The organism is Psychromonas sp. MME2, from assembly GCF_040566515.1.
GTDB lineage: Bacteria > Pseudomonadota > Gammaproteobacteria > Enterobacterales > Psychromonadaceae > Psychromonas.
The window spans coordinates 25343-39037 of the sequence record NZ_JBEWXI010000003.1; the positions used below are offsets into that span (position 1 = coordinate 25343).

The following is a 13695-nucleotide window of genomic DNA, read 5'->3' on the forward strand; positions in this document are numbered from 1 at the left end:
ATAACAAATTATTCACGTATTAACTCTCGTAATACACTCGTTGCATAACAACCCGAGGGTAAATAAAAATCGATTTTGACACTCGTATCATTAAGCCAAGTCGATGATAATTCTTCAGGTATTAGTAACAACGGTCGCCGTTCCTGTTTTAAACCATTTTTAGCTAATCCGGCCTGTATCGCTTGATAATTCAATAATTTTTTTAATTCATAGGTTTGCGCATCTTCCTGAGAGGTTAAGTCACCGGCCCCCCACAACGGGGCGGTCAAACAGACCTCGCAATCCAGTAAACGTTGCAAGGTACTTGGCTGAAGATCTAATAATGGAAAAAAAGAATCGATTAGCGACAAATTGAACACAATCGCCCAATAAAGGCTGATTATATAAACCATCCTTAATACGTTCAGAAACAACATGATTGAACAGATAGCTACGTGCGGCACTCAAATAGATACCACGCTTAAAGCGGTCTTTTATTTTTCGACCTAAAAACATCTGCATAGCGGCATTGATATTATGTCCCGCATAACCAAAACGTTGCTTACCAAAATAGTTCGGTACGCCGTTTTTAACGTTGAGTAATGCGCTATCTAAGGCTTCTTTATCACTTATTTCACGTAAAATAATCGTAAAGTAATTTCCAGCTAGTGCGCCCGTTCTTATTTTTTTATTGTGGCGAAGCACCTTGAGTATGGTCACCCCGGGTAATTCGAACTGCGAAAAATCGGGGCTTAATTTTCCGGGGATATGTAATGAAAACCACTGTTTAGTGACACCTTGGCGATCTTTTAAACCGGCATAACTCACATCACGCGCAGGAATTGCTGCAAACTTTGCAAGTTGCTTAGCAACATATTCTGTATTTTCTCCCGTTTTTTCAATCCACAAACAGACATGTTCACCTTCGCCAGTTAATTCAAAACCCAGTTTTTCTTCTACATAAAAATCACTGCAAGATGCTTTGAAAATACCTGAACTTTTTGGTAACCCGTATAAATAGCTAAAATTTAAACTAAATTGTGGAACTTCTATTTCACTCATTTTGACTCTTCATTGGTTATTTTACTCACTAATACAACAGCATGAGAAGCGATGCCTTCCTTTCTGCCAATCGTACCCAGTTTTTCTGTGGTGGTCGCTTTAACATTAATATTGCAAATTTGAGTTTCTAATAAAGCCGCTATTTGTTCTCGCATTGCGTAAATATGGGGAGCCATTTTAGGCATTTCGGCAATAATAGTAAGATCTACATTGCCAATTTTGTAACCATTAGCTTTAACTTCAGAGAAAACCCTTTGTAATAATTTACGACTATCAATACCTGCATAGGCAGGATCATTATCGGGAAAATGATGGCCAATATCGCCCAGCGCTAAAGCCCCCAAAAGCGCATCGCACAGTGCATGCAATGCTACATCTCCATCTGAATGAGCGAGTAGACCACTATGATAAGGTATTTGCACACCAGCTATGGTTATTGGCCCTTCACCGCCAAATTTATGCACATCAATACCATGGCCAATACGAATCATGATAGCTCCTTTTATTAATTACTGTGTAAGGTATAACTCGGCTAGTTTTAAATCTTCTTGCCGAGTAACTTTGATATTATCGCCACGCCCCTCGACGATGCCAACGGGTATTCCCGCCAACTCTAATGCAGAAGCTTCGTCGGTGATTTTGTCAAGATTATCCGCGGCTTTAATGGCTGCAATTAATAATCGATTATTAAACATCTGCGGGGTTAGCGCGTGCCAGAGATGGGTGCGTTCAACGGTCTTAATGATATTTCCCTGTGCATCGGTGCGTTTCATTGTATCGCGCACAGATGTTGCCAAAATAGCACCTTGCTGAGAACAACAAACATGGTCGATCAAGCTATCAATATCTCCTCGAGTAATACACGGCCGAGCAGCATCATGCACTAAGACATAGGCATCTTGGTCAATTAGCTGTAATGCTGAAAGCACCGAGTCAACGCGTTCAGCTCCCTTCTACTAATTGTATTTTACAGTGAGTAGCAATAGGCAAATTGACAAACCATGTATCGTTTTTTGCTATAGAGACGACAACTTGATGAATATCGGGATGATCAAGAAAAGGTTGTATACTGTGTTCAACAATCGTTTTACCTAATAAAGTTAAATACTGCTTAGGAATAGCGGCACCAACACGCTTACCAATACCAGCGGCTGCGATAACCGCAACTAAATTAGTTTTATGCATTTTTTTCTCGATATTGATGACATTCATTAATCTTCTTTAGAAGCAATGCGGAAAAACGTTTCCCCCTCTTTAACTAATCCTAATTCATTGCGAGCACGCTCTTCAATGGCCTGATGACCCTGCTTTAAATCTTCAATTTCCGAGAACATCATTTGATTACGTTGCATTAACTGCTCCGTATCAGCCTTGATTAAAGCCACTTCTTTTTCCAACCTGTAGTTATCTTGCAACCCATTCTTGCAAAACCATAAGTGATACTGCTGTAGTGCGAATAAACAAATAAGTAGCAATACAAATAATTTCATGAACTCAAGGACTCCAATAATGCCTACCTCTACCTACAAAGATCTATTCTCACATATATAGCCATGGTACTTCAATATGCAAAGTCAGCAAGAAAAAGCGTATCAATATGCGAATTACAAAGTAAAAGTCTAGTATCCTACATCGAGATTTTATCACAAAGCAGAGGGAGAGCTCTTTGCTTGCTCTGCGGGAGCCTGCAACAGACAACGTATCTTGAGGTAACATGGAAATATCTGAACAGATAAGTTGTATCGCTTTAGCAATAGGACTGCAATATATTGCACCATCTAGCTATTAATTCTTGTTTTTGTGACATTTAATAAACATTAAATATAAAAGTGTACTAAAGTAGTGCCATTGTTAACTCCCCATCTCCCAACTCAGTTTATTTTTTGTTGTGTGTCGCTCAAAGTTTCGCAAAAGTTCCGCAAAGATTTTATTATATTAATAAAAGTGTGACGAACGTCGTAGCCATAAGGAAACTTCCACACATATAATGCGCTCAAGTTAATTGGAACTTCAATTACCATTTTAATTGTTATCCCAGCTAACTCACTCTAAAGAATTAGAGTGATGGATATTTAAATATAATAAATAATGGAATCAAAGGAATAATTATGAAAATCAAAACTCTTTCGGCTGCGGTAGCAGTTGCATTGTTGTCAGCTAGCGCATCAGCGGTAGATTTCAACGGTTATATGCGTGCAGGTATCGGCCAAAATACAGATGGCGGCAATCAAGTTTGTGCTCAAGCAAACGGTGCTCCAACTAAATACCGTCTTGGTAACGAATGTGAATCTTACTTAGAACTTGGTCTAGGACAAGATTTATATGAAAAAGATGGTAAAAAATTCCGTCTAAACACTATGGTTGCGATTAAAGCAGGTAATGGTGCAGATTGGCAGGATACTCGTGACGGTGGTCATGGTGATGAGATCTTAGCAGATGATTCAAATCCTTGGGGTAATGCTGCATTTGCATTCCGTCAAGCAAATGTTGAATATACTAACGAAGCTGGTACTAAAGTTTGGGCTGGTAAAAAATACTACCAACGTCATGATATCCACTGGTTAGACTTCTACTACTGGAATACATCTGGTTACGGGGGCGGTGTTGAAAACTTCAAAATTAACGATCAATTAGGCACACTATCTGCTGCATGGTTACGTGTAGTGACTAACGATGGCGGCCCATCTGGTAACGAAGACAAAGTTAACCAATACAACACAAACAATATCGACCTACGTTGGGCTGGTATTCAAATGTGGAAAGATGCTTCATTAGAATTAGGTGCAAACATTTACGTTCCTACAATTACTGATGAGCAAGATAAAGCTGGTCTGAATGATGACACTGGTACATTATTGACTGCTGAATATACCCAAGGTGGTATTTTAGGTGGCTTTAACAAATTCACTGTTCAATATGCAGATGGCGCTTCAGCTCATGAACTAATGAGCAACCACTCAGGCTCTTACTTCGGCGCTTGGATGGATAAAGATTCTAGCGGTTACCGTATTATCGACTGGGGTGTGATCCAACTTAGTGACAAAATTGAAATGGGCTACAACGCGATTTACGCACAAGTAGACTACAAAGGCGACAACGACCATAAATGGACTTCTGTAGGTATCCGTCCAGTGTACAAATGGTCTGATACAATGAAATCAATCATCGAAATTGGTTACGACAGTACTGACAACCCAGACTGGGGTCAAAAAGAAGATCTAACTAAAGTTACTTTTGCTCAAGCTTTAACTGCGGGTAGCAGCTTCTGGGCTCGTCCAGAACTTCGTGCCTATGTAACTTATGCTAAATCTGATGATGACAACAAATTCCGTGAAGGCAGAGACAAAAACATTAGTGTTGGTCTTCAAGCTGAAGCTTGGTGGTAATCCACACTGTTTACAGGCTTGAATTATAAGCCTGTGATTTCAATTAAACCCTTATCAGGCAACTGTTAAGGGTTTTTTTCTGTCTTGTAAAGCTGCAACTCGCTTATGCACCAGACTTCTTAGACTTCCAAAATAACAGTTTGCTTTCTAATTGTGGAAAAAAAGGATGGATGAATAACTTATAGCTGGTGATCCCCCCTACTATCGCTTTGATAACAACCATTTGCTCAATACCTAAAAGATAATAAGCAAAACCACCAACAAAAGCAGAGGTCAGCATAAACAGTTGAAAAATGCGTAATCTTTTAACGCTTAATGCAATGAGTATTAGTGCAAAATCAACCCAAGTCAGCAGTAAGCCCAATGATGGATTAGCCAAATAATCGTTAATAGCAAAGTGGGTGAAATAGCCGATGCCAAGTATCATTAGGGCCAATAAAATGTAGGTCACTTTTTTAGGTGTATTAGTGAAATCACAAATATAGCGATAGAAGGTAACACTTCCAACGACCAAATTCAGTAATACCTTGGGCATGACACCAATCATGAATCCCCATACCACATCGTTAGCAACTGACAAAAAAGACGCCAACCGCATATTTTTCATGCCATTAAATAACAACAATAAAATATAAAAAGCAACACTTGTCCAACCGAGTACTTCGACAATGATATTCATATACATTTCCATGAAAAAAAACCAAAAAAAATCCCCGCCGTAGCGGGGATTACTATGAAATTAATCAAGCGCAGTAATTAGTAATTACTGACCTTTAACTTCTTTAAGACCGTTGAAAGGTGCTTTTGCGCCTAACTCTTCTTCGATACGGATTAGTTGGTTGTATTTAGCAACACGGTCACTACGGCTCATTGAACCAGTTTTGATTTGACCTGCTGCAGTACCAACGGCTAGATCAGCAATTGTTGCATCTTCAGTTTCACCAGAACGGTGAGAGATAACAGCTGTATAACCTGCATCTTTAGCCATTTTGATTGCTGCTAACGTTTCAGTTAAAGAACCAATTTGGTTAAATTTAATCAGGATTGAGTTAGCAATACCATTGTCGATACCACGCTTAAGGATCTTAGTATTTGTTACGAATAGATCGTCACCAACTAATTGAATTTTATCACCCATTAGTTTAGTTTGGTGCGCGAAACCATCCCAATCAGACTCGTCAAGACCGTCTTCGATAGATACGATTGGGTATTGGTTAGCAAGATCTTGTAGGTAGAAGTTAAATTCTTCAGAAGTAAAGATTTTACCTTCGCCTTTCATGTTGTAGTTACCCGCTTCTTTGTCGTAGAACTCAGATGCAGCACAGTCCATCGCTAATGTAACGTCTTTACCTAGTACGTAACCAGCAGCTTCAACAGCTTCTTTGATTGCAGCTAGTGCAGCAGCATTAGACTCAAGGTTAGGAGCAAAACCACCTTCATCACCAACAGCAGTGCTTAGGCCTTTAGCTTTTAATACTTTAGCTAGGTTATGGAATATTTCAGCACCGATACGTAGTGCTTCTTTAAGTGTTGGAGCGCCAACTGGTTGAATCATGAATTCTTGGATATCAACGTTGTTATCAGCGTGCTCACCACCATTGATGATGTTCATCATTGGAAGAGGCATAGAGTAAACACCAGAAGTACCGTTTAAGTCAGCAATGTGAGCATATAAAGGAACTTTCTTAGAAATTGCAGCTGCTTTAGCATTTGCAAGAGAAACAGCTAGGATTGCATTCGCGCCAAAGTTAGCTTTGTTTTCAGTACCATCTAAATCGATCATGATTTGATCTAGTTCAGCTTGTGCAAGTGCATCTTTACCTACTAATGCATCTGCGATTGGACCGTTAACAGCAGCAACTGCTTTAAGTACACCTTTACCTAGAAAACGTGCTTTATCACCGTCACGTAATTCTAACGCTTCACGAGAACCAGTTGATGCGCCTGAAGGAGCTGCAGCACGACCCATAGAGCCGTCAGCTAGATAAACATCAGCTTCAATAGTTGGGTTACCACGTGAATCAATGATTTCGCGAGCAAGTACTTTTACGATAGTAGACATAATTGTTCCTTTAGATTGTATTAAAAAATAATATTAAAAATTTATTTATGTGACCTAGCAACACGTTATGCTGCGAATTTAAACAAAACAAAGTGATCTGGTCAACAAAAACTATTTAAATCGACCCTGTTGATGATCTATCGCAGCTTTTATGAATCCTTTGAACAAAGGATGCCCATCTCGAGGTGTAGAAGTGAACTCGGGGTGGAACTGCGCAGCAACAAACCAAGGGTGATTAGGGTTTTCAATAATCTCAACTAACTTTTTATCTTCCGATAGCCCAGTTATTGCTAATCCAGCCTTTTCTATAATAGGCAAAAGATTATTATTTACTTCATAACGGTGACGATGACGCTCGAATATCTCTAAATTAGCGTACATTGCAGCAACCTTAGACCCTTCTTTGAGGTGACATAGTTGCGCACCAACGCGCATTGTACCACCTAAATCAGAATTTTCTGAACGCTGTTCAATTTCACCTGTTTTATCTATCCATTCTGTTATTAAGCCAACAACGGGTTGCTCAGTATCGGCTTTAAATTCGGTGGAGTGTGCATTTTTAAGGCCAGCAACATTTCGAGCAAACTCAATTAACGCAACTTGCATACCTAAACAAATACCAAGGTAAGGTATTTTGTTTTCACGCGCATATTTTGCCGCCAATATTTTACCTTCAATGCCACGCTCTCCAAATCCACCCGGTACGAGTATTGCGTCAACACCTTCTAAAATAGAGATTCCACGAACTTCAACATCCTGTGAATCGATATATTTAATTTTAACTGAAGCCGCATTTTTTAAACCACCATGTTTTAATGCTTCATTCACCGATTTATATGCATCAGGTAACTCGGTATATTTACCGACCATACCAATCACAACTTCATGGGAGGTATTCGCTTCTTCAGAAACAACTTGCTCCCATTCACTTAGGTCAGCTTCTGGGCACGCTAAACCAAATCGTTCAATACAAATTTGATCTAATCCCTGCGACTTAAGCAATGCGGGAATTTTGTAAATTGAATCAACATCACGCAGGGAAATAACCGACTTCTCTTGAACATTACAAAATAACGCTATTTTAGCGCGTTCATTAACTGGAATGCTCACTTCAGAGCGACAAACTAAAATATCAGGCTGAATACCTAAACTACGTAACTCTTTTACAGAGTGTTGTGTCGGTTTAGTTTTGACTTCGCCAGCGGTTTTTAAATAAGGCAATAGCGTTAGATGCATATACATGGCGTTAGCTTGACCGACTCTTAACCCCAATTGGCGAATGGCTTCTAAAAAGGGTTGCGATTCAATATCGCCAACGGTACCACCTAACTCAACAATAGTGACATCATGCCCTTCACCACCAGCAATAATGCGATCTTGAATCTCATTGGTAATATGTGGGATAACCTGAATAGTTGCCCCCAAATAATCGCCTCGACGCTCCTTTGCCAACACCTCAGAATAAACTCTGCCCGTTGTAAAGTTATTACGCTTAGTCATTTTAGTGCGAATAAAACGTTCGTAATGACCTAAATCCAGATCCGTCTCAGCGCCATCATCCGTGACAAATACTTCACCATGTTGAATAGGGCTCATTGTGCCTGGATCAACATTAATATAGGGATCAAGTTTCATAATCGTGACATCTAAACCACGCGCTTCGAGAATAGCGGCTAAAGAGCCTGCGGCAATGCCTTTACCTAGCGATGAAACCACACCACCAGTTACGAAAATATATTTTGTCGTCATAGTAACCCTGAGATATTAGGAATTAAAAAAGAAATTTTATTTACTCATTAAAAGAGATAAAGATACAAACACAAAAAAACACCAACTTAAAGATAATTGCTGGTTTTCGCTACTGGCATCAATTTACTGTAATTATAAATGAGAATTTAGGACATTTAGATGGGAATACAGTATAGCAAGCGCGCTTATTTTCGACAATCTTTTATAACAGATTCACTGAAAATAGAATAATTAACGGTAAACCGCACCAATATTGTAGCTGGAGGGGAAATAGCATCAACGAAGCGCTAGAATCGCGCTATATCATGAAAAATCAACATCTTGAAATTGATAAAACAACGCAATAAAAAACATCTTATTATACAATATCAATATTATAGAAAGTGGCTATATGGTTATTTTTTTAACTTGCTCCCAAATAGCATCTAATTCTTCTAAGGAACATTCCTGCATCCGCTTCCCCTGAGCCATCACTTCTATTTCAACCAAGCGAAAACGCTTTTCAAATTTACTGTTAGCTTGTCTCAACACCTGCTCAGGGTTGCATTTTAGATGCCGCACTAAGTTGACATTAGCAAATAATAGATCGCCAAGCTCATCTTCTATACGTAACTGTTTTTGTTGCTCACTTAAATCTTTGCGCTGAACTTCCACCAATACTTCATCAAGCTCTTCTTTAATTTTATCAACAACCGGAGCTAAATCATGCCAATCAAAACCGACATGAGCACAACGTTTTTGAATTTTATAGCTGCGGTTTAATGCTGGCAACGCCATTGGAATATTATCTAAAACACTTTTTGGTTTATTCTCTAAGCTTGCTTTTTTCGCTCGCTCCTTCTCCTTTTCTCTCTCCCAATTGGCATGAATTTCCGCTTCATTTGCAAATTCCGCAGCACTAAAAACATGGGGATGACGACGCACCAATTTTTCGTTTAAGGTTGAGATAATCTCATCAAAGTCAAACAGACCTTGTTCTTTTGCGAGTTGTGCGTAAAAAACAACTTGAAAAAGTAAATCTCCCAACTCCCCTTTCAACTCATTGAAATCTTTCTGCTCGATGGCATCCGCTACCTCATAGGCCTCTTCAATAGTATGAGGCACAATCGATGTAAATGTTTGTTTGGCATCCCAGGGGCAGCCTGTTTCAGGATCGCGCAATTGTTGCATGATCTTTAACAGGGATGATAAATTTGAAGAAGCCATGACTATTCCTTATGTTTTACACCCCATCAAGGCGTTTTTATTTGCTGCGCTAACTGCGCTATTTTTTTACACATGCCAGTCAGTAACAATTTATGCCACGGAGCAAAAAAGTACCAATAGACTAAACCCCAAATCCCAGCAGGATGCCAGTATAATGCAATTTTAAGAATGCTACGATCTGCGCGATCGGGATCAATTGTTATTTGCATTCCACCGCCACCGGGGGCCTTCATACCAAAACGCATCACTAAACAACGCCTTTCTTCGACGCTGAGTATTGTCCATGAATCTATTCGATCCCCCACTTTTAGCTGCGAGCTATCGGTTCGACCATGATGACGCCCATCACCACCGCACAGGTAATCAATCCACTCTCGTAATGCCCAAAGGCTATTAAAATAAAAATAGCGATGTTCACCACCGAGTAAATTGATAACCTGCCAAATTTGCTCAGGGCTAGCTTGAATGGTGATACTATTTTTTGCACTTTTAGCATAAAAACCATGTAGCGATGAAAAATTACGAAAGGCAGGAACACCATCTTCCCAACGCTCTGGATAGGATAATATCTGTTCTTGTTTGAAAACATCATCAATGGCTTGCTCAACGCTAATTAATGACTGCGGTATGAGTTTACGTAATGACTCAGGGCGGGCCTGAAGTTGCTCTGCTAAACCGGCAATTAGTGACTTTGCTAAATTTTGCGGCACCGACGTTACCACCCCTAACACCGTACACGCTACCCGTATTGGCAGACCGGGAATGGCAATTATCTTTATATTTTTATTAAATTTTTTAGCGATTTTAAGCATCAACTGTCGGTAACTCAACCATTGCGGTCCTGCTGCGTCAAGTATCATCCCTGCGGTTTCCGGCATGTCAGCTAATTTAACCAAATAATGAAGCACGTTGACCAACGCGATGGGAGGCGCTTGTGTCTCTATGGCGTTAGGAACCAAGGCGAAAGGCATATGACCAACCATATCACGCATCACTTCAAAGGCGGCAGAGCCCGGTGCAATAATAATCCCTGCGCGCAACTCTGTTACAGCAATACCACTAGATGATAATGCCTCGCCAGTGGCAATGCGCGCAAGCATATGGTCAGATTTAGGCCGAGCTGAAACTAAACTGCCTAAATAGATAATACGGTTAACCCCTGCACTAGCTGCTGCATGGGCAAGGTTTCTAGCCGCAATAACTTCCTTACTTGTATGCGTCTGCCCATCACTCATTGCGTGCATTAAATAATAGATTAATTCAACCCCATCTAAAGCTGGCGGTATTGAATCATAATAAAGCAAATTGAGCGTGAAGCGACGACAAACCGAATCAGGCCAAGGTGCAATTTTACTGGCATAGCGCGAAGATATTGCTACTTGATGTCCCGCGGCTAATAACTCAGGTACTAATTTTCTCCCCACCGTTCCTAGCGCACCTATCACTAATATTTTCATCTAACGACTCCCGCTTTTAAAAGCATGCTGCAATAAATAAGCTTACGCTAACATCTGCAATATCTTTTTTAATGCGCTAATAAAATGTTCAGCTTCCCGTAAGGTATTATACATTGAAAAAGAAACTCTCACGCTGCCATTGCAATTTAATATTGCCATTAATGGCATGGCACAATGAGAACCACTGCGCACCGCAATACCTTGAGCATCTAATAACATGGCGATATCAGCGGGGTGTTCACCCTGCACCGTAAAGCTCAATGCTCCTGATTTTTGCTCACCTTGGGCAAAAACGGTGATACCTTTTATTTTCACCAATTCATTTTCTGTAAACACAAGCAAAGCCTGTTCGTGGGCTTTTAATTGTTGCCTATCATACTGTTGTATAAAATCAATCGCAGCACCTAAACCGATAACCCCTGCAATATTGGGCGTGCCCGCTTCAAACTTGAAGGGCAGATCATTATAAATGGTTTGCGTAAAAGTAACGCTTTTAATCATCTCTCCACCGCCCTGCCACGGTGGCAAACTTTCTAATAAATGCAGCTTGCCATACACTACACCGACGCCCGTTGGAGCAAATAGCTTATGCCCAGAAAAAACATAAAAATCACAATTTATATCTTGTACATCAACCACTTCATGCGCAACCGCTTGCGCGCCATCAATAATAACTTGCGCAGCAACTTGGTGGGCTAAAAAGGTGATCTCTTTAACGGGGTTAATTACACCTAATGCATTAGAAATATGGCTAACAGAGACAAGTTTAGTCTTATCATTTAGTAATGACTTATAGGCATCCATATCTAAACAATGCTGTTTATCAAGGGGGATCACTTTTAGGACAACGCCAATTGACTCAACCAACATTTGCCATGGAACAATATTCGCGTGATGTTCAAGCTCACTGATAATTATTTCATCACCTGCTCGTAACCCTTTGGCTAACGTATTAGCTAATAAGTTAAGCCCCTCGGTCGTCCCCTTCGTCCAAATGATTTCTTTGCTATTTTGAGCATTAATGAAGGTCGCTACTTTTTCGCGTACCGCTTCAAAGCGCATCGTTGCGCGGTTACTCAGTTGGTGACTAGCACGGTGAACGTTGGCATTATCATTAGCATAATAGGAGGTGATTGCATCAATAACGGCCTGCGGTTTTTGGGTCGTAGCGGCATTATCGAGATAGATCAAAGGGTGATCATTAATGGTTTGCTGTAGGGCAGGAAACTGCAAACGCAATTGTTCAATAGAAAATGTAGATTCAACCAAGGTAAACACTCACTTACAATCTAAGAAGGCTATCAGCAGTTAGAAATCACAACCGATAGCCAACAACAGCCTTTAGCCATTTCGCCCTTCAACCATTAGACGTTTCATTTCACTCACTGCGTTAGCAAAGCCATCAACTAGCGCACGAGCAACAATCGCATGACCAATATTCAGTTCGATGATTTCTGGCAATGCCGCAATAGGTTTCACATTATGATAGTTTAAACCATGCCCTGCATTCACTTTTAAACCAACTTGGTGTGCGTAGGTAGCCGCTTTAGCAACACGCTCTAATTCCGATTCTTGAATCGCTTCGCTGGTTGCATCGGCATATTGACCCGTATGTAATTCGATATAGGCAGCGCCCGTTTTAAACGCTGCATCTATCTGCGCATTTTCAGGGTCAATAAACAAAGAGACCTGAATACCAGCCGCATTTAAACGGGCGACGGCACTGGCGATATTAGTAAAAGAGCCAATCACATCTAACCCCCCTTCAGTGGTTAACTCTTCACGTTTTTCTGGTACTAAACAGACAAAGGCTGGTTTGGTTTTAATGGCAATATCAACCATTTCATCGGTTACCGCCATCTCTAAATTCATTCGTGTTTGTAATGTCTGTGCTAACACTTCAACATCACGGTCGATAATATGGCGGCGATCTTCACGTAAATGGATCGTGATACCATCGGCACCCGCACATTCGGCTACAGCAGCTAAATGGGCAGGCTCTGGATAGCAAGTCCCACGCGCGTTGCGCAATGTGGCGATATGATCAATGTTTACACCTAATAAAATCTTACTCATTGCTACGTTGTCCTTTTATTTCGCCGCAAATAAACTGCGGCTATGTAATGGTTTGCCACCCAATAGGTGGGCTAATGCTTGACGACAAAAACGTTTTGCCGTGTGTAAAATAGTCGGGCTAGAAAAATCTCGATTAGCCAATGCGAGTATCTCTTCACCTTTATAGACTTGATCTTTTTTATGAATCGCTTGTTTAGCGAAAAAACCTGCCTGTTGCTGATATTGATATTCATAACCCGCTTCGATTAATTCACCACTGTAAATATCTTCATGAAAATTAACACCATAACCTAAATTTTCTAATAGGCTAAATTCAAAACGACGTAATGTAATTTGTGGGTTACCTGCCGCAGCGATTTCTAGCAATGTCTGCTGATAAGCTGTAAATAAACCATCACAGGAAGTTTCAGCCTCTAGAAGGCGGTATAATAATTCATTAATATACATTGCTAAATAGAGGCGATCACCACTTAATGGCACGACCTGAGTAATGGCCTCAATGGACTTAACCGTTTTTAAACTGCCACGTCCAAAATAACTCACTTGTAGCAGGGTAAAAGGTTGCGCCATACCGCGTTTCATACGCGAACTACTACGCGCCCCCTTATACACTAAACTCACTTTCCCTACATCTTGGCAGAACAGATCAATTAATTGACTGGTTTCACCGTAGGGGCGTCGATGTAGAATAAAAGCTTGATGAGACTCAATTGACATA

The 13695-nt window shown here is 40.4% G+C and carries 13 protein-coding genes and 1 pseudogene; 1 reads left to right on the forward strand and 13 read right to left on the reverse strand.

Annotated elements, in window-relative coordinates:
* Window positions 1–8 precede the first annotated feature (8 nt).
* The 5 genes and pseudogenes from truD (AB1A03_RS05070) to ftsB form a co-directional block, all read right to left on the reverse strand.
* A complete protein-coding gene (gene truD / locus AB1A03_RS05070) occupies window positions 9–269 on the reverse strand; it encodes a tRNA pseudouridine(13) synthase TruD (protein WP_354623510.1) in 261 nt (86 codons plus the stop codon).
* A complete protein-coding gene (truD, locus tag AB1A03_RS05075; protein WP_354623511.1) occupies window positions 241–1041 on the reverse strand; it encodes a tRNA pseudouridine(13) synthase TruD in 801 nt (266 codons plus the stop codon). The genes truD (AB1A03_RS05070) and truD (AB1A03_RS05075) overlap by 29 nt, the downstream gene beginning before the upstream one ends.
* On the reverse strand, window positions 1038–1532 hold the full coding sequence (gene ispF, locus AB1A03_RS05080) for a 2-C-methyl-D-erythritol 2,4-cyclodiphosphate synthase (RefSeq protein ID WP_354623512.1): 495 nt from the start codon (window positions 1530–1532) through the stop codon (window positions 1038–1040). The genes truD (AB1A03_RS05075) and ispF overlap by 4 nt, the downstream gene beginning before the upstream one ends.
* A gap of 18 nt (window positions 1533–1550) precedes the next feature.
* Window positions 1551–2253, reverse strand: a pseudogene (gene ispD, locus AB1A03_RS05085) (2-C-methyl-D-erythritol 4-phosphate cytidylyltransferase).
* Window positions 2253–2531, reverse strand: a complete 279-nt coding sequence (gene ftsB, locus AB1A03_RS05090) for a cell division protein FtsB (RefSeq protein ID WP_354623513.1) — start codon at window positions 2529–2531, stop codon at window positions 2253–2255. The pseudogene ispD and the gene ftsB overlap by 1 nt, the downstream one beginning before the upstream one ends.
* Before the next feature lie 618 nt (window positions 2532–3149).
* Here ftsB and AB1A03_RS05095 point away from each other — a divergent pair.
* Window positions 3150–4427 (forward strand): maltoporin, encoded by a 1278-nt coding sequence (locus tag AB1A03_RS05095; protein ID WP_354623514.1) that lies wholly within the window; start codon window positions 3150–3152, stop codon window positions 4425–4427.
* Window positions 4428–4530: 103 nt separating this feature from the next.
* Here AB1A03_RS05095 and AB1A03_RS05100 read toward each other — a convergent pair whose 3' ends face one another.
* From AB1A03_RS05100 to recO, 8 genes are all read right to left on the reverse strand, one after another.
* Window positions 4531–5106: a phosphopyruvate hydratase gene (locus AB1A03_RS05100; RefSeq protein ID WP_354623516.1), complete on the reverse strand. Its 576-nt coding sequence runs from the start codon at window positions 5104–5106 to the stop codon at window positions 4531–4533.
* An 84-nt stretch (window positions 5107–5190) separates the two neighbouring features.
* A complete protein-coding gene (gene eno, locus AB1A03_RS05105) occupies window positions 5191–6489 on the reverse strand; it encodes a phosphopyruvate hydratase (protein ID WP_354623517.1) in 1299 nt (432 codons plus the stop codon).
* Between the two features lie 111 nt (window positions 6490–6600).
* Window positions 6601–8238: a CTP synthase gene (gene pyrG / locus AB1A03_RS05110; RefSeq protein WP_354623518.1), complete on the reverse strand. Its 1638-nt coding sequence runs from the start codon at window positions 8236–8238 to the stop codon at window positions 6601–6603.
* A gap of 387 nt (window positions 8239–8625) precedes the next feature.
* A complete protein-coding gene (gene mazG / locus AB1A03_RS05115) occupies window positions 8626–9444 on the reverse strand; it encodes a nucleoside triphosphate pyrophosphohydrolase (RefSeq protein WP_354623519.1) in 819 nt (272 codons plus the stop codon).
* Window positions 9445–9470: 26 nt separating this feature from the next.
* Window positions 9471–10901: a DUF2867 domain-containing protein gene (locus AB1A03_RS05120; RefSeq protein ID WP_354623521.1), complete on the reverse strand. Its 1431-nt coding sequence runs from the start codon at window positions 10899–10901 to the stop codon at window positions 9471–9473.
* A gap of 42 nt (window positions 10902–10943) precedes the next feature.
* A complete protein-coding gene (locus AB1A03_RS05125) occupies window positions 10944–12170 on the reverse strand; it encodes an aminotransferase class V-fold PLP-dependent enzyme (RefSeq protein WP_354623522.1) in 1227 nt (408 codons plus the stop codon).
* A 72-nt stretch (window positions 12171–12242) separates the two neighbouring features.
* Window positions 12243–12977: a pyridoxine 5'-phosphate synthase gene (pdxJ, locus tag AB1A03_RS05130; RefSeq protein ID WP_354623523.1), complete on the reverse strand. Its 735-nt coding sequence runs from the start codon at window positions 12975–12977 to the stop codon at window positions 12243–12245.
* Between the two features lie 15 nt (window positions 12978–12992).
* Complete coding sequence (gene recO, locus AB1A03_RS05135; protein WP_354623524.1) at window positions 12993–13694, reverse strand: DNA repair protein RecO; 702 nt, start codon at window positions 13692–13694, stop codon at window positions 12993–12995.
* Window position 13695 lies beyond the last annotated feature (1 nt).

Excerpts from the sequence above, each read along its gene's own strand:
- AB1A03_RS05095 (WP_354623514.1), top strand. The coding sequence starts at position 3,150 with ATGAAAATCAAAACTCTTTCGGCTGCGGTAGCAGTTGCATTGTTGTCA.
- pyrG (WP_354623518.1), bottom strand. The coding sequence starts at position 8,238 with ATGACGACAAAATATATTTTCGTAACTGGTGGTGTGGTTTCATCGCTA.
- recO (WP_354623524.1), bottom strand. The coding sequence starts at position 13,694 with ATGTCAATTGAGTCTCATCAAGCTTTTATTCTACATCGACGCCCCTAC.
- pdxJ (WP_354623523.1), bottom strand. The coding sequence starts at position 12,977 with ATGAGTAAGATTTTATTAGGTGTAAACATTGATCATATCGCCACATTG.
- AB1A03_RS05120 (WP_354623521.1), bottom strand. The coding sequence starts at position 10,901 with ATGAAAATATTAGTGATAGGTGCGCTAGGAACGGTGGGGAGAAAATTA.
- ispF (WP_354623512.1), bottom strand. The coding sequence starts at position 1,532 with ATGATTCGTATTGGCCATGGTATTGATGTGCATAAATTTGGCGGTGAA.
- mazG (WP_354623519.1), bottom strand. The coding sequence starts at position 9,444 with ATGGCTTCTTCAAATTTATCATCCCTGTTAAAGATCATGCAACAATTG.
- AB1A03_RS05100 (WP_354623516.1), bottom strand. The coding sequence starts at position 5,106 with ATGAATATCATTGTCGAAGTACTCGGTTGGACAAGTGTTGCTTTTTAT.
- truD (WP_354623511.1), bottom strand. The coding sequence starts at position 1,041 with ATGAGTGAAATAGAAGTTCCACAATTTAGTTTAAATTTTAGCTATTTA.
- ftsB (WP_354623513.1), bottom strand. The coding sequence starts at position 2,531 with ATGAAATTATTTGTATTGCTACTTATTTGTTTATTCGCACTACAGCAG.
- eno (WP_354623517.1), bottom strand. The coding sequence starts at position 6,489 with ATGTCTACTATCGTAAAAGTACTTGCTCGCGAAATCATTGATTCACGT.